Here is a 23,516-nt window from a genome sequence, read left to right on the forward strand (position 1 = left end):
CCATGGTTGCCTCCCTGATCCGTGCTGCGCTGAGCCAGCGCCTGGTGGTGGTGGTGCTGGCCCTGGTGCTGTGTGCCTTCGGCGTGCGTGAAGCCACCAGGCTGTCGGTGGACGCCTTCCCCGACGTGACCAATGTGCAGGTGCAAGTGGCCACCGAAGCGCCCGGCCGCTCGCCCGAAGAGATCGAGCGCTTTGTGACCGTGCCACTGGAAATCGCCATGACCGGGCTGCCCGGCCTGGTCGAGATGCGCTCGCTCAACAAAAGCGGCCTGTCCATCATCACCCTGGTGTTCACAGACACCACCGACGTGTACTTTGCGCGCCAGCTGGTGACTGAGCGCCTGATCGAGGTGACGCCACGCATGCCCGCCGGCATCGTGCCGGTGCTGGGCCCGGTCTCCACCGGCCTGGGCGAGGTCTATCAATACACGCTGGAGCGCCCCGACGACGGGCAGCGTGCGCTGACCCCCGAAGAGTTGGCCGAACGCCGCACCGTGCAGGACTGGGTGCTCCGCCCCATGCTGCGCTCGATCCCGGGTGTGGCCGAGATCAACTCGCAGGGCGGCTATGTCAAGCAGTACCAGGCCCTGGTCGACCCCGGTCGGCTGCGCCACTACGGGCTGTCGGTGCAGCAGGTGGTGCAGGCGATTGCCAGCAACAATGCCAATGCCAGCGGCGGCATCCTGCCGCAGCTCACCGAGCAGTACCTGATCCGCGGCCTGGGGCTGATCCGCACCCTGGACGACATAGCCAACATCGTGGTGAAGGAACAGGCCGGCGTGCCGGTGTATGTGCGCGACGTGGCCACGGTCCAATTGGGCAGTGAAGTGCGCCAGGGCGCCATCATCAAGGGCGGCTACACCGAAGGGGTGTCGGGCATCGTGCTGATGATGCGGGGCGGCAACGCCAAGCAGGTGGTCGGCCGGGTGAAGGATCGGGTGGACGAGATCAACCGGCAGGGCCTGCTGCCCGACGGGCTGCAGATCGTGCCCTATTACGACCGAACCGAGCTGGTCGATTCGGCCCTGTTCACGGTGGGCAAGGTGCTGGTCGAAGGCATCTTCCTGGTGGTGGTGATCCTGTTCATCTTCCTGGGCGACGTGCGATCCAGCCTGATCGTGGTGGCCACCCTGGTGATTGCTCCGCTGACGACCTTCATCCTGATGAACCGCTATGGCATCTCGGCCAACCTGATGTCGCTGGGGGGGCTGGCGATTGCCATCGGCCTGATGGTGGACGCCACGGTGGTGGTGGTCGAGAACGTGTACCACCGCGTGGGTCAGGCCGGCGCAAGCATGGGCGCGCGGGTGCGCGCCATCCTGGACGCCACCACCGAGGTGGCCACCCCGACCATCTTCGGCATGGCCATCATCATCCTGGTGTTCCTGCCGCTGATGACGCTGCAAGGCATCGAGGGCAAGATGTTCGCGCCGCTGGCCCTGACCATCGCCATGGCCCTGGCCGTGTCGCTGGTGGTGTCGCTGATCCTGTCACCGGTGCTGTGCGCCTACTTCCTCAAGGGCGGGGCTGACCACGACACCCGGCTGATCGCCTTCCTGAAGCGCCATTACCTGCGCTTGCTCGACGGTGCCACGCTGCGCAGCCGCCTGACGCTGGGGGTGGCCGTGGGCCTGCTGCTGGGATCGCTGGCGCTGTTCCCGCTGCTGGGCAAGTCCTTCATGCCCACCATGAAGGAAGGCGCGCTGACGCCACAGATCAACCGCGTGCCCAGCATCTCGCTGGACGAATCCATCCGCATGGAAATGGACGCCATGAAGGCCGTGGCCGAGGTGCCCGGGGTGCGCATGGTGGTGTCCAAGCTGGGCCGGGGCGAGTCGCCCGCCGACCCCGCCGGCCCCAACGAGTCCGACCCCATCGTGCTGCTCGACCCGAAATCGGACCGCACTCAGGACGAGATCGACGAAGACATCCGACAACGCCTGTCCACCATCCCCGGGGTGCAGATCGTGCTCTCGCAGCCGATTTCGGAGCGGGTCGACGAGATGGTGACCGGGGTGCGCTCGCAGCTGGCCATCAAGGTCTTCGGGGATGAACTGGGCGAACTCAAACGCCTGTCCGAGCAGGTGGCCCGGGTGCTGAAAAGCGTGGACGGCAGCCGAGACATCCGCATCGAGCGGCTGTCAGGCCAGCAGGCACTGACGGTGGACATCGACCGCAAGGCCATCGCCCGCCACGGCATCAATGTGGCCGACGTGCACAGCCTGATCGAGACCGCCATCGGAGGCAAGGAAGTGACCACCCTGTACGAAGGCGAGCGCCGCTACAACGTGGTGGTGCGCTTCCCGGCCGCGGCGCGGCAGAGCGCCGAGGCCATCGGCAACACCTTGCTGACCACGACTGACGGCGCCCAGGTGCCGCTGTACTCGGTGGCGCGCATCGAACTGGTGGACGGCCCGGCGCAGATCAGCCGTGAAAGCGGCAAGCGCCGCGTGGTGGTGGGCGCCAACGTGGAAGGGCGCGACCTGGCCGGCTACGTGGCCGAGGTGCAGCAACGCCTGGCCCAGGAGGTGCGCCTGCCCGAAGGCTATGAGTTCCGCTTCGGCGGGCAGTTCGAGAACATGGAGCGCGCCATGGGCACGCTGGCGGTGATCGTGCCGCTGACCATCGCGGCCATCTTCTTCCTGCTGTTCCTGCTGTTCAACTCGGTGCGGCTGGCCAGCCTGATCATCCTGGTGTTGCCCTTTGCCTCGATCGGGGGCCTGGTGGCCCTGTTCGTCACGGGCGAGTACCTGAGCGTGCCGGCCTCGGTGGGCTTCATCGCGCTGTGGGGCATTGCGGTGCTCAATGGCGTGGTGTTGGTGACCTGCATCCGGCGCCTGCGCGAAGACGGGCTGGAGGTGGCCGCCGCGGTGCGCGAAGGCTGCGTGCAGCGCTTTCGCCCCGTGATGATGACGGCCACCGTGGCCCTGCTGGGTCTGGTGCCGTTTCTGTTTGCCACCGGCCCGGGCTCTGAGGTGCAACGCCCGCTGGCCATCGTGGTGATCGGGGGCTTGATCTCCTCCACCCTGCTGACCCTGGTGGTGCTGCCCACGCTGTACCGCTGGTTCGACGAAAAGCCCACCGAAGCCTGAAGGAGGCCGACATGAAGGAAATCCGAGCCATCGTGCGGCCCAGCCGCTTGAACCGCCTGCGCGATGCGCTGCGCGCCATCCCCAATTTTCCGGGGGTGACCATCTTCCGGGCCGAGGGCTTCACCGCCCCGGCCGCGGTGGACAAACGCAGCGTGCGCGAAGAACTGACCGACTTCAGCCCCAAGCTGATGGTGTCGGTGCTGGCCCAGGCCGAGATGGTGGAGACCATCCGCCAGGCCATCACCCAGGCCTGCCAGACCGGCCAGATCGGGGACGGTCTGGTCTGGGTGGTGGACATCGACGAGACCCACCGCATCCGCGACGGCAGCGCGGTATGAGCCTTTGCCCCCCTGTGAACCTGCGAGGTTTCTCAGGGGGTGGCATGGCCGCCAGACAGGCTCAAGGTGGCGGCATGGCCGCCACGTAGGGCGCATCGGTCAGGGTGCGCAAAAAGGCCACCAGGTCATCAATGTCCTGCTCGCTCAAGGCGGGCGGCTGGTCGGGGCGGCGGTTCAGCGGCGGGGAGTTGACGTTGACGTTGCCGTGGTGGGCCGGGGCCACGTCTTCGAACACACTGCCCGAGGCATACCACTGGCCGGGTTTGATCGAACGTGTGTTGTAGAAGGCCACCGCGTCGCGCAGCGAGTGCAGCACGCCGTTGTGCATGAAGCTCTGGCGCAGCGCCACGTTGCGCAGCCCGGGGGTGCGCAGGTAGGCGCACCACTGCTGCGGTTCGGGCCACTGCTGGGCCCGCGCCGTGACGCACAAGCCCTCATCGAAGTGCCCGGCCCGGCGGTTGGGTGCCAGGGCCCGGTTGCGTGGCACGGCAATCGCGTCATAGCCGAAATCGGTGAACAGCGAACGCTCGGGCCGTGAAGCCGTGTCCGACAGGGCGTGACACGAGGCGCAGTTGCCCTTGTCTGGGTTCTTGAACAGGGCCAGACCGCGCATCTCGGTGGGGCTCAAGGGTTGGCGCGCGCGCAGGTAGGCATCGAAACGCGAGCTGAAGGGCGCCATCTCATCGCTTTGCAGGTAGGCCTCGAAGGCCGCACCCAGGGCCCGTACCAGGGTCTCGGGGTCACGCATCACGGCCGGGCCGAAGGGGGCCACCCCGCTGTCGGCCAGGGATTGGGCCAGCCCGTTGCGGCGCAGGCGCTGCAGCAGTTGCCGCGGGCTGCCGTTGTTCATCTCGTGCGGGTCGAACAAGGGCCCGCGCGCCTGCTCGGCCAGGGTGTCGGCACGGCCATCGGCCATCAGGCCGCCAAAGGGCGACGGATAAGGCGCGTCGTCGTCCTGGTAGAAGTGGCGGCGCGGCACATAGCGCACATACAGCAGCGAGGGCGCGTTGCGCAGGCTGAACTCGCCGGCGCGGCTGCCACGTGGCGTGCCGGGCCCGCCGGCCACGGCCTGCGGCCCCGGCATGAAGGCGCGGGCCGGGTCGTGGCAGCTGGCGCACGAGGCACCCGCCGGTTCGGACAGGCGTGGCTCGACAAACAGGCGCCGGCCCAGGGCCACCAGGGCCGGGTCGGGTGCAAAGCGGGCACTGGTGGCGTCGTACTTGGCGGCCAACAGCGGGCTGCGGCCGATCGCGGCCAGCACCTTCTGCGCCCCACCGCCCGAGACCAGGACCACGCTTTCAGGGGCGGCCAGCGCCCCGGCACACAGGCTGCCTGCGAGCAGTCCGCCCAAAAGGCGCCAGGCGCCCGCCAACAGCGACCTCACGGTGTCAGGAAGCCGGTCTTGTCGCAGCTCAGTGCCTTGCCCGACTGCACACAGGTAGCCATCAGCTTGCCGGCGGCGCTGTAGGCCTTGAAGGTCCAGCCCGTGGCAGGGGCCGCGTTGCGGTCCATCACCATGAAGCCGAAGCTGGCGCTGTGCGTGATGCGGTCGATCGTGGCCCCCACGGCGGGCGTCAGGCCCGCGGGCAGCGGGTCAGGCAGCGCCACATCCAGGGAGTCGCCGCCGTTGCCGGTGACCAGCGTGGCCGGGTGGCCCGAGGCGAAGTTGATGGCCTGGAAGTCATGCACGTGACCATGCAGGGCCACGTTGACGCCCGGCGGGTAGTAGGCCTGGGCGTTCAGGCTGCTCATGGCCGACTGCAGGGCCAGGTTGCCGGGCGCCGGGGTGCTGCCGGCCACCGGGGCAAAGGCCAGGATCGGGTGGTGGTTGGTGAAGATGGTGTTGACCACGCCGGTCTTGGCCGCCAGGCTGCCCACGGTCTGGAACTGCTTCTGATAGATGGCGAACTGGGCATCGGTGGGCTTGAGGGCGGAGGAACCAGTCTTGGCCGAATCGAACACCACGATCTGCGAGTCGGTGCCCAAAGCCACCGCGTAGGGGTCGGCATAGTTGGCCGTGCCGTCGTTGACCGGGTCGTCGCAGTTGCGGGCGGCCGAGTAGCTGCGCACGTCCATGAAGCGGTACCAGCCCTGGCCGGCGCGCGCGCATTCTTCGTGGTTGCCACGCACCACCACCCAGGGGGCGGCAGACAGCAGCGGGGCGGCAGGCTGGAACAGGTCGGCCAGCCAGGTGTCCCAGCCGTAACCCCAGGGGCTGCCCTGGCAGCCGGCCACGTCGCTGGGGCAGGCGTTCTCACGGTAGTGGTAATCGCCGATGTGCAGCACCAGGTCAGGCGTCATTGAGGCCGCGACCTTGGACAGGCTGGCAAAGGGCCAGGCCACCGGGTCGCTGCAGGCCTGCCAGGCGGCGCCGGCCTTCTTCATGCGGCAGCCGGTGTCGGCCAGCACCAGCACGCGTTGGGGATTGGCCTTGGGCACGGGCAGCACACGGTTGGCCACGGCCACCTTCTGCGCCCCACCCGGCAGGTTGGCTTCGCACACCGAGACCGGGAAGGCCGAGGGCTTGGAATCCACCGGGTCGCTGGCCGTGGTGCGCTGTGCGGCCGTACCGGGGCCCACGCGCAGGTTCATGCGGGTGGCGTTGCCATCCACCACCAGCAGTGGGCAGGCGGCATTGGCGCTGGTGCCAGCCGCGGTGGGCGGGGTGTAGCTGGTGACCACACGGGCGATGGCCTGGTTGCTGTCGCCCATTTCTACCCAGGCCGCCTGGATGTTGGCGTCGCCGCTGGCGGCATCGGGGGTGCTGTCACCGCTGCAGCCGGGCAGCACCAGGGCCGCGCCCAGGGTGGACAAGCCGGCCAGCCAGACCAGGGGGTGCTGTTGGATTTTTTTCATGGTGGGTTCTCCGTCCTCGGTAAACCCCACACCGTACGGAGCGGCTGTTTCAGCGTCGTGACAAGACCGCTACACGGCCTTGACATGCACTGAATTCTGGCGTTGCGGGCACCAGCATGGTGCACCACCAGGCAAGGTTCCTGCTTTAACATTTGGAGACATTCAGACCGACCCTTATCGAGGCATCCCCATGGAATTGACCCCCCGGGAAAAAGACAAGCTGCTCATCTTCACCGCTGCCCTGCTGGCCGAGCGCCGCAAGGCGCGGGGCCTGAAGCTGAACTACCCCGAGGCTGTGGCCTACATCAGTGCCGCCGTGATGGAAGGCGCGCGGGACGGCAAGACCGTGGCCCAGTTGATGAGCGAAGGGCGCACCCTGCTCAGCCGCGACGAGGTGATGGAGGGCATCCCCGAAATGATTCCCGACATCCAGGTCGAGGCCACCTTCCCTGACGGCACCAAATTGGTGACCGTCCACCAGCCGATTCCATGACATCCGCGACAGGAGAACAACGACCATGATTCCCGGCGAACTGATCATTGACGAGGGCGAGCACGCCCTCAACACCGACCGCCCCACCGTGACCCTGCTGGTGCGCAACACGGGCGACCGCCCGATCCAGGTGGGCTCGCACTACCACTTTGCCGAAACCAATGCGGCGCTCGGCTTTGACCGCGCCGCGGCGCGCGGCATGCGGCTGAACATTGCCTCGGGCACCGCTGTGCGCTTCGAGCCCGGGCAGGAGCGCACGGTCGAGTTGGTGGCCGTGTCAGGTAGCCGCCACATCTACGGTTTTCGCGGCCTGGTGCAGGGCGCCCTCTGAAGCCTGCAGGCAAAGGACACACCATGAGTTCCATTTCACGCCGCGCCTACGCGGAAATGTTCGGCCCCACCACGGGCGACCGCATCCGCCTGGCCGACACCGACCTGATCCTTGAGATCGAACACGACCACACCCTGGCCGCCGGCAGTTACGGCGAAGAGGTGAAGTTCGGCGGTGGCAAGACCATTCGCGACGGCATGGCACAAAGCCAGCGCGCCCGCGCCGAAGGCGCCGTCGACACCGTGCTGACCAATGCCGTCATCCTGGACCACTGGGGCGTGGTGAAGGCCGACATCGGCCTGAAGAACGGCCGCATCGTGAAGATCGGCAAGGCCGGCAACCCCGACACCCAGCCCGGCGTGGACATCATCATCGGCCCGGGCACCGAGGTGATCAGCTGCGAAGGCAAGATCGTCACCGCCGGGGGCATCGACACCCACATCCACTTCATCGCACCGCAGCAGATCGAAGAGGCCTTGTGCAGCGGCATCACCACCATGATCGGCGGCGGTACCGGCCCGGCCACGGGCACCTTTGCCACCACCTGCACCCCCGGTCCCTGGAACATCGAACGCATGATGCAGGCGGCCGACGCCTTTCCGATGAACCTGGGTTTTCTGGGCAAAGGCAACGCCAGCCTGCCCACAGCGCTGCATGAGCAGATCGACGCCGGTGCCATCGGCCTGAAACTGCACGAAGACTGGGGCACCACGCCCGCCGCCATCGACAACTGCCTGAACGTGGCCGAGCTGACCGACACCCAGGTGGCCATCCACACCGACACGCTCAATGAATCGGGCTTTGTCGAGGACACGGTGGCCGCCTTCAAGGGCCGCACCATCCACACCTTCCACACCGAAGGCGCGGGCGGCGGCCATGCCCCCGACATCCTGCGCGTGGTGGGCGAGGCCAATGTGCTGCCCTCGTCGACCAACCCGACACGGCCCTACACCATCAACACGCTGGACGAGCACGTGGACATGTTGATGGTGTGCCACCACCTGCACGCCAACATCGCCGAGGACCTGGCCTTTGCGGAGAGCCGCATCCGCAAGGAGACCATCGCAGCCGAAGACATCCTGCACGACCTGGGCGCCATCAGCATGTTCAGCTCGGACAGCCAGGCCATGGGCCGGGTGGGCGAGGTGATCCTGCGCTGCTGGCAGACCGCCCACAAGATGAAGCAGCAGCGCGGCAAGCTGCCCGCCGACACGGCACGCAACGACAACTACCGGGCCCGGCGCTACATCGCCAAATACACCATCAACCCGGCCATCGCGCACGGCATCGGCCACATCGTGGGCAGCATCGAGGAAGGCAAATGGGCCGACCTGGTGATCTGGAACCCGGCCTTCTTTGGCGTGAAGCCCTCGCTGATCCTCAAGGGCGGCTTCATTGCCATGGCCGCCATGGGCGACCCCAACGCCAGCATCCCCACGCCCCAGCCAGTGCACTACCGGCCCATGTTCGGCGCCTTCGGCGGGGCCATTGCCAAGGGCTCGCTCACCTTTGTGTCGCAAGCGGGCATGGCAGCAGGCATCGACCAGCGCTACGGACTGCACAAAACCCTGGCCGAGGTGAAGAACATCCGCACTGTGGGCAAGAAGGACATGCTGCTCAACGACTATGCGCCGCGCATGGAAGTGGACGCCCAGACCTACGAGGTGCGGGCCGACGGCCAGTTGCTGACCTGCGAGCCCGCCACCAGCCTGCCGATGGCGCAGCGCTATTTCCTGTTCTGAGACCGGGTCGATCCCCTGAGACCCGGCCAGGGTCGGGGCCGAAGCGTTAAAGTTTCGGCCCCCGTTCTCACTTTCCCGTCTGGATTGCCGACCATGCTGCAGATCTCCAAAATCATCCCCGGTGGCCAGGGCCTGGCGCCCGTGCTGCTCAAGCGCGCCCACTCCCTCGAACTGGACTGGGACGTGCGCCAGAAAAGCCGTTTCGATGCCACCGACTCGGGTGGTCGCCACCTCGGCGTTTTCCTGCCGCGCGGCACCACGGTGCGCGGCGGCGACGTGCTGGTGGCTGAGGATGGCTCGCTGGTGCGCGTGATCGCGGCCCCCCAGCCTGTGCTGCGCATCACGCCCTGCAGCAGCCATGGCAGCCCCTTCGACCTGGTGCGGGCCGCCTACCACCTGGGCAACCGCCATGTGCCGATCGAGCTCAAGCCCGACCACCTGAAGATCGAGCCCGACCATGTGCTGGCCGACATGCTGCGCAGCATGCACCTGATCGTGAACCCGGTGGACGAATCGTTCGAACCCGAGTCGGGTGCCTATGGCGACCACGGCGGGCACCACCACGGCCATGGGCACGACCATGACCACGGCCACGACCATGAGCACCACGACCACGATCACAAGCACGCGGCCCACGAACCCGGCCCCGATGCCCCGCACGAGCACACCCAGGATTGCGGCCATGACCATGGGCACGACCACCAGCACGGGCATCAACACACCCACGACCACGATCACGGCCATGAACACGGCCCGGGTTGCAACCACGACCACGATCACGATCACGACCATGGGCACCGTCACTGAAGCCCCTGGTCCGGCCCAGCCCAGCCCGGGCACGGCCGGCCTGCTGTCGCTGATCTGGCTGGCCTCGCCGGCCCTGCCGGTGGGCGGCTTTTCCTATTCCGAAGGGCTGGAGGCCGCGGTCGAATGGGCCGGGGTCGACAACGAAGCCCAGGCGGCCGGCTGGCTGCTGGACCAGTTGCACCTGGGCCTGGCCCGCGGCGATCTGGCCGTGTTGGCGGCCAGCGTGGAGGCCTTGCGTGCCGACCGACTGGACCGCCTGGCCGAACTCAACCAATGGGTGTTGCATACCCGAGAGACCAGCGAGCTGCGCCTGCAAAGCGTGCAGATGGGCCGCTCGCTGATCGACTGGCTGCGCAACCTGCAGCCCGCCCAGGCAGAACGCGTGCAGGCCCTGGGCCTGACCTACCCGGTGGCCTTTGCCGCGGCCGCCGCCGCAAGCCCTGCCAGCGCCGCCGACATCTGTGCCGCCTTTGCCTTTGGCTGGTGCGAGAACATGAGCCAGACTGCCATCAAGGCCGTGCCCCTGGGCCAAAGTGCGGGCCAGCGCATCCTGGCCCGGCTGGCGGCCGAGATCCCGGCCGCCGTGGCCGGTGCCATGGCCCTGGACGATGCCGACCGCCAGGCCTTCACGCCGCGGCTGGCCGTGCTCTCGGCACGCCACGAAACCCAGTATTCCCGGCTTTTCAGAAGTTGAGCCCCACCCTGCACCCGCCCTGCACCCGCCCTGCCTTTTACCGAGACCCCACATGAGCACCGCCCTGCACCACATCCCCGGCCGCACCAAGAAACTTCCGCCCCTGCGCGTGGGCATCGGCGGCCCCGTCGGCTCGGGCAAGACCACCTTGCTGGAAATGCTGTGCAAGGCCATGAGCCCACAGTACGACCTGATCGCCATCACCAACGACATCTACACCAAGGAAGACCAGCGCCTGCTGACCGTGAGCGGCGCCCTGCCCGCCGAACGCATCCTGGGGGTGGAAACCGGCGGCTGTCCGCACACGGCCATCCGTGAAGACGCCTCGATCAACCTGGAGGCCATCGACCGCATGTTGGCGCAGTTCCCTGACGCCGACGTGGTGTTTGTCGAGTCGGGCGGAGACAACCTCGCCGCCACGTTCAGCCCCGAGCTGAGCGACCTGACGATCTATGTGATCGACGTGGCTGCGGGCGAAAAAATCCCGCGCAAGGGGGGCCCTGGCATCACCAAAAGCGATCTTTTCGTGATCAACAAGACTGATCTGGCCCCCCATGTGGGTGCCGACCTGGCCGTGATGGAGGCCGACACCCAGCGCATGCGCGGCAAGAAGCCCTATGTGATGACCAACCTGAAAACCCTCAGCGGTCTGACCCAGGTGGTCGAGTTCATCGAGACCAAGGGCATGCTCAAGGCCTGAATCGCCGCTGCAGCGGCAGGCCTGACCCGGCCTGCCGGAACGGGTTTGTTCATCGACAACACACGGGTGCGCCTGCCGGCATCCGTTTCAAATGCTTGTTTTTGCCCCCTTCTCCTGTTAAGTTCGTAACGAGTCATTAATTACCCGATACGACGTGAGGGGCTATGTACATTCGCTTGTTTGTGCTGATGGTTCTGGTGGCGTTCAGCTATTACGCTGGTGTGTCGCACAACACCCGCAACCACGGGTTCAACACCGTGGTGGCCTATTCGCTGCTCGTGTTCGGCCCCATGCTTTATCTGTTGCCCAGTTACGAGGCCTTCAGAAGCCGGCAACCCAAGCGCCTGACCATCGCTTTGTTGAACCTGTTTCTCGGCTGGACCGTGCTGGGTTGGGTGGCTGCCCTGGTGATGGCCATCAAGAAACCCGAGGTGACCTTACCCGACGGCGAGGAAAGCGGGTACTTCGACAGTGAATTGCTGGTGCGAGGCTTCTCACTCCTCAATTGCCCGAAATGCGGCGAAAAGGTGAAAGAAGACGCCATCAAGTGCAGGCACTGCGGCACCAGCCTCACGCCCGCTGTGTGAGCGGTCAGGCCGCGCGGGCCGGGGGCACGCCCTGCCGCGGTAGCCGCACCACAGCCAACAAGCCCCCGCCATCCGGACGGTTGCGCAGTTGCAGCAGGCCCTGGTGGCGCAGTGCGATGTCTCGCGCAATCGACAAGCCCAGCCCCATGCCGCCACGGTGCCGCTGGACGGTACTCTCCAGGCGCACAAAGGGCTGCAGCACACGCTCAAGTTCGGCCTCGGGCAGCCCGGGGCCGTGGTCGCGCACCTCGATCCCGACCTCGCGGCCATCGTCCCAAAGAAAAATCTCGGCCTGCACCCCGTAGCGGATCGCATTCGTCAGCAGGTTGCCCAGACAGCGCCGCAAGGCCAGCGGCTGCACCAGCAAGGCGCCGGCCCGCCCATGCACCGGCACCCAGTGCCCGCAGGCCTGCTGGTCATCGGCCAGGCTGTCAACCAGGGCCTTGATGTCCAGCCACACCGGTGGCTCGGGAGCGGCCACACCGCGCAAGTGGTCCAGCGTGGTGGTGATCAGCGCATCCATCTCAGCAATGTCGCGCCGGAACAGGCTGCGGTCGGCCGGGTCGAGCAGGCGCTCGGCCCGCAGGCGCAGCCGGGTCAGTGGGGTGCGCAAGTCGTGCGAAACCGAGGCCACCACCCGGTCGCGCTCCTGCAGGCGTTGCTGGAGCGTGCTCTGCAGCTGATTGAAGACCCGGCTGGCTTCACGGAACTCGGCGCTGCCTTCCTCTGGCAAAGGGGGGCGTTCCAGGCCCTGACCCATGGCCCGTGCGGCCAGCACCAGGCGCTCGACCGGTGCGGCACAGCAGCGGGCACCCACCCAGGCCGCCAGCACCGCAGCCAGCAGGCCCAGCGCCCACTCCAGCGCACCCTGCCAGGCCAACGGCGACGAGGCCCGTTGGGCCGCCCCCTCCAGGTCGAACACCCAGGCGTGCAAAGACAGCAGCAAGGGCCCCAGCAGCAACTGGCCCACCACCGCCATCCCCACCATCACCCAGGCCAGGCGACCAAACAGCGAGGCCGGCAGGCAACGCACCAGGCCGCGCGCCAGGCAGGCGCGCCAGCGCGAGGGATGCAGCAGCGGCTGGAGCACCAGGGTGAACATGGCTTTGAACTCGGTTGTACGGGCTCAGGGCTGCCAGCCCATGCGCCCCTGCACGTGGCGCACATTGAACAGGTAGCCTGCCCCACGCACGGTCTTGATGAAACGGGGCTCGCGCGGATCGTCCCCCAGCTTCTGGCGCAGTCGCGACACCAGCAGGTCGATGCTGCGCTCGAACACTTCCATCGACCGGCCGCGTGCATCCTCCATCAACTGGTCACGGCTGCAGATGCGCCGCGGCATCGACAAAAAGGTGCAAAGCAGCCTGAATTCGGCATTCGACAAGGGGGTGACCACCCCCTCTGGGGTGATCAGGTGACGCGCCATGCGGTGCAGCTGCCAGCCATCAAAGTGCACCACCTCGGACTCCTCGGGCGGCGGCGCCTGCCCGCTCGTGATGCGACGCAACACCGTCTGGATGCGCGCCACCAGCTCACGTGGCTCAAAGGGCTTGCTCATGTAGTCGTCGGCCCCCATCTCCAGCCCGATCACCCGGTCGTAAGGATCGCCCCGGGCCGTCAGCATGATGATCGGGATGCGCGAACGCGAGCGCAGCTCACGCGCCAGGGCCAGGCCATCGGTGCCGGGCAGCATCACGTCCAGCACCACCAGATCGACCGGCTGCGCTGCCAGCACCCTGCGCATGGTGTCGGCATCACGCGCCGTGTGAGCCGTGAAACCAAAGCGCGACAGGTATTGGGCTAGCAGTTGGGTGATGTCTGCATCATCGTCAACCACGAGGATGTGTTGCATGGGCAATCGAGAGCGAAAGACGCCGAAGTCTACGCACCGCCGCACCCCTTCAAGCCAGTCAAATGGACCCTGAATACCCGGCTGTTCCAGCCTTAGAAACGTGGTTTGTAAGCATCTTCTTACAGTCCTGACATACCCTGAGTACGGGGAGCGATGACAGTTGGAAGACCTGCACCCGACCAATCCACAACCCTCTTCGATACCCGTCTCAGCCCTGCCCCAAGCCCAAATCGTGACCCAAGGCCGGCTACAATGCTGGGCGCAGGAAGTTTGGCAGAGTGGTCGATTGCACCGGTCTTGAAAACCGGCAACCCGAAAGGGTTCCAGGGTTCGAATCCCTGAGCTTCCGCCAGTATTTTCCAGTGGCCCCGCTGGTCCACCCCCTTCAGAGAAAAGGTACTCAGTTGCACTGAGTGCCTTTTTTTTCGTCCGCAGGGCGGCTGTCATGCGCCTTCAGGTGCTCCGTTCTATATCGACCAGGGAGCCGGAAACTCAACTGCAGATTGACGCGCTCAAGGCGGCAGGGGTCGTGGAGCGCCCCAGGTTTTGAGGAGGCCCCAACTCTTGAGAAGCTGACGCCATGAACAAGTCACCGAAGTTCTCCCCCCAAAGTCCGCGAGCGAGCCGTTCGCAGGGTGCAGGAGCACCGAGCCGCCCCCCTTCCCAGCCACTCTGACGCAAACTCCTACGCCGACGCCGGCAACTTGCCCATGACCGCCTCACAGGACGCAGCCGACGGGTGCCTTCAAGGGATCGGATCAAGCAGCGTGGGTCCTGGCTTCGCCATCGGCCACAGCGCTGGGGCTGGGGGCAGACCAGACGCTGTCACTGGCACCGGCCTGGATGCGGCGCTGGGTGACCCTGGCCATCCAGACCAGGCAAAGCGCGCCGATGAAAGCCGTGACATCCACCCCCAGCGCAGCGACAGAGCCATGAACCCAGAGTCCCAGAGAGGGGAACGTCCAGGCCAGCAGGCTAGTCAAGGGGATGGCGAATGTCAGAGCCGCAGCCACCCCCAGCAGGTGGAAACAGGCCCGGCCAGCGCCTGCACGGAAAGACCATGCCAACGCCGAAAAGAACGCAAGGTAATAAAGCGCGCGCGTCCAGTAGGCCAAGTCAAGTCCATGACCATGCAGCCATTTCTGAGCCACCGTCATCAAAGACACGCCGCAGATACACCCCAGACAGACTCCAACGGTGGCCGAGGCCATCAGGCGGCAGTCCAGACGTTGAACCGGGGCGCCTCCGGCACTCAATTGGGCGCGGCGACGGCGCGACTCCACCCATAACAAGTTACCGCTGTAAAACAGCCAAGCCCCCGCCAGGCCGAGCAGGAAGTACATCCACTTCACCGCCACGTCGCCAAACGAGGCCATGTGGAGTGCGAAAAAGCTGCTGATGAACAGATTGGCCGTGCTCTGGGCTCCGGGCAGGTAGTCGGTGCTCAACACTTTGCCGGTGTAGGGATCGATGGCTACGAAGCCACCCCGCGCGCGCGGCAACACAGCGCTGTCGTCCCGCCCCCAGACGCGCGCCACCGGTCTCGGCCCCGTGACCTGCTGGTATTGCAACATGGTGGGCTGGAAGCCCGGGGACAAGGTGCTGACCCTGGCAACGATGGTCTCTGGAGCCAACATCGCCGAGGGATCACGTGGCGTCGGGGCAGGAGACGGCTGAGGCCCTCGCTGGAATGCTGCCCCCCATTTGCCCTCATGGATCAATACGTTCTGCAGCCCGTAGATCGGATCATGGAACGCAAACACCACGGCGCTGAGCGCCATGACCAGGTGGAATGGCAGACTGATGATGCCCACCACGTTGTGCGCATCCAGCCACATGCGCTTGAGGTTCTTGCCCACCCTCAAGGCAAAGAAATCCTTCACCAGGGACGGTAGCAGCACGATCACTCCAGAGACCAGGGCCAGGGTGTAGAGGATCGCCACCACGCCCATGACCCAGCGATTGGGATCATTGTCGAAGGGCAGACCGACCACCCGATGAAGAACATCAATGAACTGGGCCAGGCTGGAGGGGTGGACTTCGCTGATCCGGGCTTGGCCTGAGGCATCCAGGGTGGCGACAAAATGGCGCTGGGCCGAGTCGTCGTGCTCTTCAGCATCCGCCTGGCTGCGAACCTGCCACTGCATCCGGGCCGGAACGTTCTCCACGTCTTCCAGGTGGAGGGTGAAATCACGGGCTGCGGCGGGATCGGTGGCCAGGGTCTTGAGGATCAGGGATTGCGCCTGCTCAAGGGGCACCCTCTCGATCGCCTGCGGTGGCGTGGCCCATCGCGCCAACGGCTCCTTGAAGACCGTCAGCGCGCCCGCATAGAAGGCGATGAACAAGGCCATGCCACTGAAGATGCCAGTCCAGGTATGAACTGATTTGTAGATGCGGATCAGGTCGGCTCTCATGGTCTGTCAATGTGCGGATGCAATCCAAAATCGAAGGGCCCCAAGGGCTCCCCAGCTCAGCAGGTTGGCGCCACCCAGCCACAGCCAGGCGCTGAGACCGCTGCGGAACAGGTAGACCCCGCTCCAGGCCCCCAGCGCGATGAGGGGCACCACCCACATCACCAACTGGCCTCGTACTGGCAAAGACAGGCCTGCCAGCGCCAGCGACAACAAGCCGCTGCATGAGAGCGCCAAGCTCAGGCCCAGCCCTGCGCCCGCAAGGGTCTTGCTGAGCCAGTCGGGCTCGAGTTTCTTCTTGGCCAGACTCATGTCAACGCACCCGCAACGCATGGATCAACACCCCGACGTAGGGCAAGGCAGCCCCTACCAGCATCAGAGCCGTGAGCCACACATAGGTGGCCACCAGGGCCTGCATGCCAGCAGACAGGACAAGCCAGCCCAACAGCGCACACAGCGCACCGCTCACGCGCGCCGGACCGCTCGGCCATGGCACCCCGATCCAACGCTGCTGCGGCGAACCCAGGTAGATGCAGACCATGCAGAGCGTGGTCATGATCAGTCCGAACAACACCTCGTATCTCATAGCGCTTGTCCTCAAGGCTGTGGCGGATCCACATCCGCCAGCGGTGGCAAAAACAGGTCGATGCCGCGGGTGAGGGCGGGCATCCAGACATAGCCGTGGTCTTCTCCGGCCAGCTCGTGATAGGCCACCCGCCGACCCCAATCTGGCCGTGACTGCAGATCTTGAGCGAGTCGGCGAGCCTCCAACACCATGGGCCGGCTGGCCAGCAGCGCCAACACCTCGGGCGAATGCCGTCCAGGTGGGGTTCTGTCCTCCAGGGCGCCCACGCTGATCTGCACCCGAGGCCGACAACCGCGGCAGTCGCCAACCCGCTCGGGGACCTCTTGCAGTATCTGCCGGCCCTGCCACCAGATCGAAGGACTGGAGGCTACAAAGGTGCTGAAGCTGCTCGGCCGTGTGAACAAGGCATGCAGGACCAGCAAGCCACCGAACGAGTGTCCAAACAGAGCCTGGCTCTCGGCGTCCACCGGGTGGCGCTGTGCCACCAACGGCTTGACCTCCTGCTCCAGGAAATCGAGAAAGGCGTCGGCCCCGCCCTGCTCACCCTCGCTGTTCGTCACACCGTCGCCGGACAGACCGGGTGCGGCGATGGTGTAGTCCCGCCTGCGGGCTGCAAAATCGAAATCGGCACTGCCGGGATAGCCAACGCCCACCACCAGTGGCGGTGTCTGGCCCGTCACCAGACGGCGCCGCTCAAGCGTTCTGGCCACCCAGGCCGCCACAGGGAAGCTGGCATTGCCGTCCAGCACGTAGAGCACCGGATACCCCTGGGCAGGCGGCGGGGTGCCCGGCACCGAGACAAAGAGGCGGTAGCGATGTCCGCTGTGCCGCGCCTGCAGCTCGGCGGACTGGGCACCGGGCACCAACACCGGCCCCCACACAGGGTCTGCGTGTTTGGTCACCGCTCGGCACTGGCCAGCAGACAGGGCAAGAGCCAGAGTGACCAGCAGACGCGCGATCATCGCTTGCGGACGCATGGGCCAGCCCTCAGAAATCCGTGCTCAAGGACGTCATGAACGTGCGCCCCTGCCCCAGCGTGGCGATGGGCGTGGTGTCGCTGAAGGCGCCCGAGTAGTAGTGCCGGTCCAGCAGGTTGACGACATTGAAGCGCCAGACCACCTTTTTACCGGCCATCCGGGTGGCATAACGGGCCCCCACCTCCAGTTCACTCCAACCGGCGAGCTTTTGTGTGTTGGCCGCGTCCAGGTACTGGCTGGAGCTGGTGACCACCTTGCCGTTCAGGGTCAGGCCCATGACCCAGGGCGCATCCCACTCCAGGCCGAGATTGCCCTGCCAGCGCGGAGCCCCAACCGCCGTCTTGCCATCGTAGCTGCCGTTGGCGGTCCGCGTCTGCGTACCCTGTGTGAATGTAGCCCCACCCAATAGGCGCGTGCCGCGGACCACCTCGCCAAAGGTGTACCACTCCAGGCCTCGAACCCGCTTCTCACCTCCATCGGAGGGCACATTGCCACTGAGGGTGATGAGCATCGGCTTGTTGATTTCGAACAGGCTGAACGTGTTGGTGAAGGAACCTGTGTCCCACTTCACGCCGACCTCCTTCTGGTCGGTCTTGTAGGGTGCAAAGGTGAAGTTGTAGGCATAGGTGGGCGTGCTCACGCTGTCGCCCTTGCTCAGGCCCTGGACGTAGTTGGCGTACAGCGACACGCTGGGCCCCCAGGGCTTGACGACCAGCCCAACCATCGGCGTCACGGCACTCTTGTCGTAGTCACCCGAAACTGCGCCCGTGGTGCTGTAGTTGGTGGTCTTGACCCGCTGATGCCGCAACCCCAGGGTCAACCGGACCTGGTCTCTCATGAATGACAGCGTGTCCAACAAACCCACACTGGACAAGACCGACTCGCTGGTCTTGGGTGCCGAGCCGGGCAAGGTGGGCATCGCCATCGTGCTCGGGTTGTAGATGTTGGTGGTGTAGGCAGCCGACGTGTTGGTGGCGGCGCCGGCCTCCTGTACCAGGTTGGAGGTCTGCAAGGCCCACTCGTGCTTCACCTGACCGAGTTTGAACTGGCCGCGCAGGCCGGCCTCCGCTGACACGTTGTCGTTGTAGCCGCGCGAGCCATAAGTCCGGGTGGTGGCGCTGGTGCCCGAGGCATTGAGGCTTCGCACGTGCGTGCCGTTGATGAAGCCCGCGTAGTCATGACTCATGGCGCCCAGGCCGGCATACACGGACAGGGCGTCGTTGATGGCGTATTCGGCTCGGGCCAGGACGCCCTTGCTTTGCAAGTCGCCATAGGCCGTCGGGAACTGGTTGATGCTGGGATCGGGAGCGGCCGCTACGGCGGAGGTGAACCAATACATGGCCGGCGTGCCACCTTTGAACGACTCCTTGCTGCTGTACACGTCCAGTGAGGCCTTCAAACCCCGGCCCCGGTAGTCCAAGGCCGTGGCCAACAACTCCCGCCTCTTGTTCTGGCCGTTCAGGGTGGTCTCGCCATCGCTGAATGCGCCATTGACACGGATCCCCCAGGCCTTGTCTTCTCCGAAGCGGCGGCCGATGTCCACACTGGTGCCCAACTGGGATTGGGTCTGGTAACCCACCGTCACGCGATTCAAGGGCTCATCGCCGGCCCGCTTGAGCGCCAGGTTGATGACGCCGCCTACCGCTCCGCTGGGAGCCATGCCGCCGACGGCAGCGCTGGGCCCCTTGAGCAACTCAACCCGCTCCACAAACTCCAGTGGAATGTGGCCAATGGGCAGCAGGCCGAACATGCCGTCCAAGGCCACGTCGTTCTGATTGACATCGAAACCCCGAACCCGGAAGTTCTCGTAGGCGTGACCACTGGAGGTGGTGAACCGCACCGACGGATCGTTGCTGAGCACATCCGCCAAGGTACGGGCCTGCTGGTCTTCAATCACCTGTGCGGTGTAGGCGGTGATGTTGAAGGGGGCATCCAGGGTGTCGACGTTGCCCATCATCCCGAGCCGGGCACCGGTCGCGACCTGGCCACCGCTGTAGGGCTGCGGCAGATCCTCCGCGGCCGACGGCCCCGCGGTGATGGTGACCGTCGGCAAGGAGGCGCTGGCGGCACCGCTGTCTACCGGGTCTGCGGCCTGCGCCTGCGCGACCACGGCCAGGCCCACGCACAACAAGGTTGCAGCGCGCGCCGTGGCCCGGCGCGCCAGGCCCAGCCCAAGCGAGGACACCGGCCCCAAGGCGCGCTGCAGCAGCGTGCTGCCCCCCATCTCCCAAACTGAATGAACCATTTTGAATCACCATCAAATGCGAATGATTCTCATTGTTACACGACTTTGAGCTGATTCGTGTCCAGTTCGTAAACGCGCTGCCCGCCCAAAAAATCGGTGCAGGCGAGGGCTGTCGGAGCGGAGCGGCGCCAACCCAGTTGGCGAGGTCTAGCTCCAAGGTCTTGAAAAGAAAAGGGCGGAAAGCAGCAGGAGTCGAACCTACCCAGGAGCGGCTGACGCCCCTGACCGGGTTTGAAGCCCGGGCACACCACCGGGTGTGTATGCCTTCCAGTGCCGCAGGCCGCCGGGTGGGCGACCTGGGTCAGAAATGAAGCCCCTGCAGCGGCGCGGGGCCGGTGCAGGGTGGCAGGATTCTACCGGTGCCCTGCCCTGCTTTCAGGCCACCGGGGCTAAGGTTGTGGGCAGGGGGCTACCCTGCCAATGCGCGTCGGGGCGCAGCAGGTGGGCATCGCGCACGCGGCGGGTGTAGCCCACGCGGTCGAAGAACTCCAGGATCTGGATGGCGCGTTTGCGCCCCAGGCCGGTGGCATCGCGAAAGCCGGCGGCTTCGACCAGGCCCTGAGGCTGCTCGGCGGCCAGGCGGGCCACCAGGGCGGCCAGCTCGTCCATCGCGCTGGCGGCATAGAACAGGTCTTTCACCACCTGGAACACCTGCCCTTGGCGGGCCTGTTTGCGCAGCAGCTGGCGCACCCCTTCTTCGGTGCCGTGGTGGTCGCGGGCCAGGTCACGCACCCAGGGCGGGTCGTAGCGGCCGGCCTGCAGGCGGCCCTGCACCTGTTGCCACAAGGTGTGCTCGGCAGCGCTCAGTTGCACCCGGTGGCCGGGCCGATGCAGCCAGGCCCCCGTCTGCTCGATCTGGTGCTCGCCGAGCAAGGTGTCGACGAGGCCCCGCCACAGGGCATCGTGCGGGGACTGCGCCAAGCCCGGCAGGGCCATGCGGCGCAGGCGCGCGGCGTTCAGGCCCGGCTCGTCGGGGTTCTTGTCGTGAAACTGGGCCAGCCGGGCCAGCAGTTGCTCGCGCAGCGGCTGCCAACGCCCGGGGTGGATCAGCAAGGCGTCATCGGCCCCCAGGGGGATGGCGAGGGCGATGTCCTGCAATTCATCGGGCGCCAGCGCCCGGCCCATCAGGCGCTGCAGTTGCGAGCGCGCCAGGCCCAGCGGGGCGCTGGCGATCAGGGGGCGGGCATCGCCCGTGGTGACCAGGGCTTCGAGGGCGTCCAGGGTGGCCACGCGCTCGGGGCTGCGGCGCTTGCGCTCGGGGGCCTCGGGGTCGAGCACGCAGCCGCCCGCAATGGTGCGGCTGGCCTGGGCATTGCGCAGGATCAGGCGGTCACCGGGCAGCGCAAACACGGGCGCATCGAGCACCAGTTGGGCCCGCACCTCGGTACCGGGCTCGATGCGCTCGCCCTGCAGCAAGGCCACATGGGCCGTGAGGTGGGCGGTGCCCAGGTGCAGGTGCACGGGGGCCCACTGGGCCAGGGCCGGGGCGTCGGGCAGCAGGCGCAGGCGCACGTCGATGCGCCGGCTGGCCTGCAGGGCACGTGCATCGGCGATCCAGTCGCCGCGATGGATCGCGGCCTTGTCGATGCCCACCAGGTTGAGGGCGCAGCGCTGACCGGCATGGCCTTCGGGGCGGTTCTGGTTCTGGGCGTGCAGGCTGCGCAGGCGCACGCTGAGGCCACTGGCCGAGTGCTGCAGGGTGTCGCCCACCTGCACCTGGCCGCCGAACACGGTGCCGGTGACCACGGTGCCCTGGCCGGCCAGGGTGAAGACCCGGTCCACCGCCAGCCGGAACAGGCCATGCCGCGGCCGGGCCGGCGCCGCCTGGGCCAGCGTGTGCAGGTGCTGGCGCAAGGCGGCCACGCCGGGGTCGTCGGGCTGCTGGGCTGCGGTTTCAAACACCGGGGCCCAGGCCAGCGGGGTGGGTGCCAGCAGCGCGGCGATGTCGGCCCGCACCTGGGCACGGCGCTCGGGGCTGGCACGGTCGGCCTTGCTGAGGGCCACGGTGGCCTGGCGCACGCCCAGCAACAGAACGATGTCGAGGTGCTCGCGGGTCTGTGGCATCAGGCCGTCGTCGGCGGCCACCACCAGCAGGGCGTGGTCGATGCCTACCGCACCGGCGGCCATGGTGTGCACAAAGCGCTCATGGCCGGGCACGTCGATGATGCCCAGCACCTCACCATTGGGCAGCGGGGTGTAGGCATAGCCGAGTTCGATCGAGATGCCGCGCTCTTTTTCTTCCTTGAGGCGGTCGGTCTCCACGCCGGTGAGGGCGCGCACCAAGGTGGTCTTGCCGTGGTCGATGTGGCCTGCGGTACCGATGATCATGGGCGGCTCAGCGATTCAATGCGGCGCTGAGCTGCGGCAACTGCGCCTCGAAGGCGGCCTGGTCGGCGGCCTCCAGGCAGCGCAGATCCCACCACAGGGCGTCGTCTTGTGTGCGGCCGATCACGGGCCGGGGCAACTGGCGCAGCGCGGCTTCCAGTTGCTGCAACTGGCGACCGGCCTGGCGCGCCTGCACAGGGCTCAGGCGCAGGCCCTGGCTGGGCAGCAGATCCACCGGCAAGGCGCCGCTGCCGATCTGGCTGCTCATGGCGCCCACCTCCACGGCCCAACGCGGGCCCACGGCGGCCTGCACCAGGGGCTGCAAAGCCTGCGCCTGGGCCTGCATGTCGGCCACCGGGCGCGTGAACAGCCGCAAAGTGGTGAGGCGCTGGGCCAGCAGATCAGGCGACAGGTACAGGCGCAGCACCGGCTCCAGGGCCGCCAGGGTGAGCTTGCCCACCCGCAGGGCGCGCTTGAGCGGGCTCTTCTTGATCTGGGCGATCAGGTCTTTGCGGCCCACGATCAGGCCGGCCTGCGGGCCGCCCAGCAATTTGTCGCCGCTGAAGGTGACCAGGTCGGCGCCGGCCGCAATGGTCTCGCGCACCGTCACCTCGTGGGGCAGGCCCCAGGGGCGCAGGTCGACCAGGGTGCCGCTGCCCAGGTCCACCACCAGGGGGCGCTGGCGGGCATGGGCAATGGCAGCCACCTCGGTTTCGGGCACGCTCTTGGTGAAGCCGGTCACCTCGTAGTTGCTGCAATGCACCTTCATCAGCAGCGCGGTCTGCTCGCCCACGGCGTTCTCGTAGTCACGCGCATGGGTGCGGTTGGTGGCGCCCACCTCGACCAGGCGGGCCCCAGCGCGGGCCATGATGTCGGGGATGCGGAAGGCGCCACCGATCTCGACCAGCTCGCCGCGCGAGACGATCACCTCGCGGCCGGCGGCCAGCGCGCTCAGGGTCAGCAGCACGGCGGCGGCGTTGTTGTTGACCACCGTGGCGGCCTCGGCCCCGGTCAGCTCGCACAGCAGGTCTTCGACCAGGTCGTCGCGGTCACCCCGGCCGCCGGTGGCCAGGTCGTACTCGAGGTTGGCCGGGGCCGTCAGGGCCTGCACCACAGACTCGACGGCCTCTTGCGGCAGCAGGGCCCGGCCCAGGTTGGTGTGCAGCACCGTGCCCGTGAGGTTGAACACCGAGCGCAAGCGGGGCGCAAAGCGCCGGGTCAGGTGCTGCTGCACCGACTGGCGCAAGGCGGCCTCATCGGGCAGGGGCGCGTCGCCCGCCTGCTCGCGCCAGGCCTGGCGCGCCCGGGCCAGCACCTGCCGCACCGCCTCGGTGAGCGCCTCTTTGCCATAGGGGGCCAGCAGCGGCTGCAGCTCGGGGTGCTGCAGCAACCGATCCACCGAAGGCAGGCTGGCCAGGGCGGGGACGGGAGAAGAACGAGAGGCCTCGGGCTGGGTCATGGCGGACTGGGTGCAAAAAAG

At 66.8% G+C, this 23,516-nt stretch carries 20 protein-coding genes and 2 tRNA genes; 10 read left to right on the forward strand and 12 right to left on the reverse strand.

The genetic code is table 11. The features are described 5' to 3' along the window. Window positions 1-2 precede the first annotated feature (2 nt). Window positions 3-3,092 (forward strand): efflux RND transporter permease subunit, encoded by a 3,090-nt coding sequence (locus AC3WUT_RS25335; protein ID WP_492349839.1) that lies wholly within the window; start codon window positions 3-5, stop codon window positions 3,090-3,092. An 11-nt stretch (window positions 3,093-3,103) separates the two neighbouring features. After that, window positions 3,104-3,430, forward strand: a complete 327-nt coding sequence (locus AC3WUT_RS25340; protein ID WP_019574809.1) for a P-II family nitrogen regulator — start codon at window positions 3,104-3,106, stop codon at window positions 3,428-3,430. A gap of 61 nt (window positions 3,431-3,491) precedes the next feature. On the opposite strand, the gene AC3WUT_RS25345 is transcribed toward AC3WUT_RS25340, so the two are convergent. Beyond that, on the reverse strand, window positions 3,492-4,814 hold the full coding sequence (locus AC3WUT_RS25345; RefSeq protein ID WP_492349840.1) for a cytochrome-c peroxidase: 1,323 nt from the start codon (window positions 4,812-4,814) through the stop codon (window positions 3,492-3,494). Further along, a complete protein-coding gene (locus tag AC3WUT_RS25350) occupies window positions 4,811-6,286 on the reverse strand; it encodes a metallophosphoesterase (protein WP_492349841.1) in 1,476 nt (491 codons plus the stop codon). The genes AC3WUT_RS25345 and AC3WUT_RS25350 overlap by 4 nt, the downstream gene beginning before the upstream one ends. A 190-nt stretch (window positions 6,287-6,476) precedes the next feature. Here AC3WUT_RS25350 and ureA point away from each other — a divergent pair, with 190 nt between their 5' ends. The 7 genes from ureA (at window position 6,477) to AC3WUT_RS25385 (ending at window position 11,640) form a co-directional block, all read left to right on the forward strand. Next, window positions 6,477-6,779, forward strand: a complete 303-nt coding sequence (ureA, locus tag AC3WUT_RS25355) for an urease subunit gamma (protein ID WP_019574812.1) — start codon at window positions 6,477-6,479, stop codon at window positions 6,777-6,779. Between the two features lie 25 nt (window positions 6,780-6,804). Then, window positions 6,805-7,110, forward strand: a complete 306-nt coding sequence (locus AC3WUT_RS25360) for an urease subunit beta (protein WP_019574813.1) — start codon at window positions 6,805-6,807, stop codon at window positions 7,108-7,110. 23 nt (window positions 7,111-7,133) lie between these two features. Continuing rightward, window positions 7,134-8,852, forward strand: a complete 1,719-nt coding sequence (gene ureC, locus AC3WUT_RS25365) for an urease subunit alpha (RefSeq protein ID WP_492349842.1) — start codon at window positions 7,134-7,136, stop codon at window positions 8,850-8,852. A gap of 93 nt (window positions 8,853-8,945) precedes the next feature. Next, window positions 8,946-9,659: an urease accessory protein UreE gene (gene ureE, locus AC3WUT_RS25370; protein WP_492349843.1), complete on the forward strand. Its 714-nt coding sequence runs from the start codon at window positions 8,946-8,948 to the stop codon at window positions 9,657-9,659. Beyond that, window positions 9,643-10,353, forward strand: a complete 711-nt coding sequence (locus AC3WUT_RS25375) for an urease accessory protein UreF (protein WP_492349900.1) — start codon at window positions 9,643-9,645, stop codon at window positions 10,351-10,353. Before ureE ends, AC3WUT_RS25375 begins: the two co-directional genes overlap by 17 nt. Window positions 10,354-10,405: 52 nt before the next feature. Next, window positions 10,406-11,053 carry an urease accessory protein UreG gene (gene ureG, locus AC3WUT_RS25380; protein WP_019574817.1) on the forward strand — a complete coding sequence of 216 codons (648 nt, stop codon included), beginning with the start codon at window positions 10,406-10,408 and terminating at the stop codon, window positions 11,051-11,053. A gap of 164 nt (window positions 11,054-11,217) precedes the next feature. Then, window positions 11,218-11,640 (forward strand): superinfection immunity protein, encoded by a 423-nt coding sequence (locus AC3WUT_RS25385; RefSeq protein ID WP_492349844.1) that lies wholly within the window; start codon window positions 11,218-11,220, stop codon window positions 11,638-11,640. Between the two features lie 4 nt (window positions 11,641-11,644). Here AC3WUT_RS25385 and AC3WUT_RS25390 read toward each other — a convergent pair whose 3' ends face one another. Together AC3WUT_RS25390 and AC3WUT_RS25395 are read right to left on the reverse strand one after the other, a co-directional pair. Then, entirely contained in the window at window positions 11,645-12,742 is a 1,098-nt protein-coding gene (locus AC3WUT_RS25390) for an ATP-binding protein (RefSeq protein WP_492349845.1), read from the reverse strand. A 24-nt stretch (window positions 12,743-12,766) separates the two neighbouring features. Then, window positions 12,767-13,492, reverse strand: a complete 726-nt coding sequence (locus AC3WUT_RS25395; protein ID WP_492349846.1) for a response regulator — start codon at window positions 13,490-13,492, stop codon at window positions 12,767-12,769. Window positions 13,493-13,756: 264 nt separating this feature from the next. On the opposite strand from AC3WUT_RS25395, the gene AC3WUT_RS25400 reads away from it, so the two are divergent. Then, window positions 13,757-13,844 (forward strand) — tRNA-Ser (locus AC3WUT_RS25400). Window positions 13,845-14,250: 406 nt separating this feature from the next. On the opposite strand, the gene AC3WUT_RS25405 is transcribed toward AC3WUT_RS25400, so the two are convergent. The 8 genes from AC3WUT_RS25405 to selA form a co-directional block, all read right to left on the reverse strand. Then, window positions 14,251-15,906: a PepSY-associated TM helix domain-containing protein gene (locus AC3WUT_RS25405; RefSeq protein WP_492349847.1), complete on the reverse strand. Its 1,656-nt coding sequence runs from the start codon at window positions 15,904-15,906 to the stop codon at window positions 14,251-14,253. Window positions 15,907-15,912: 6 nt separating this feature from the next. Continuing rightward, complete coding sequence (locus AC3WUT_RS25410) at window positions 15,913-16,215, reverse strand: hypothetical protein (protein WP_492349848.1); 303 nt, start codon at window positions 16,213-16,215, stop codon at window positions 15,913-15,915. Window position 16,216: 1 nt separating this feature from the next. After that, entirely contained in the window at window positions 16,217-16,459 is a 243-nt protein-coding gene (locus tag AC3WUT_RS25415; protein WP_492349849.1) for a hypothetical protein, read from the reverse strand. Window positions 16,460-16,500: 41 nt separating this feature from the next. Further along, a complete protein-coding gene (locus AC3WUT_RS25420) occupies window positions 16,501-17,466 on the reverse strand; it encodes an alpha/beta hydrolase (protein WP_492349850.1) in 966 nt (321 codons plus the stop codon). A 10-nt stretch (window positions 17,467-17,476) separates the two neighbouring features. After that, complete coding sequence (locus tag AC3WUT_RS25425; protein WP_492349851.1) at window positions 17,477-19,711, reverse strand: TonB-dependent receptor; 2,235 nt, start codon at window positions 19,709-19,711, stop codon at window positions 17,477-17,479. Between the two features lie 176 nt (window positions 19,712-19,887). After that, window positions 19,888-19,980 (reverse strand) — tRNA-Sec (locus AC3WUT_RS25430). 106 nt (window positions 19,981-20,086) lie between these two features. After that, the gene (gene selB, locus AC3WUT_RS25435) at window positions 20,087-22,039 is read right to left on the reverse strand and encodes a selenocysteine-specific translation elongation factor (RefSeq protein ID WP_492349852.1); all 1,953 of its coding nucleotides are present in this window, start codon (window positions 22,037-22,039) and stop codon (window positions 20,087-20,089) included. A gap of 7 nt (window positions 22,040-22,046) precedes the next feature. Next, complete coding sequence (gene selA / locus AC3WUT_RS25440; RefSeq protein WP_492349853.1) at window positions 22,047-23,495, reverse strand: L-seryl-tRNA(Sec) selenium transferase; 1,449 nt, start codon at window positions 23,493-23,495, stop codon at window positions 22,047-22,049. Window positions 23,496-23,516 lie beyond the last annotated feature (21 nt).

It is taken from the genome of Curvibacter sp. EU05-FHT14A10 (assembly GCF_058791075.1).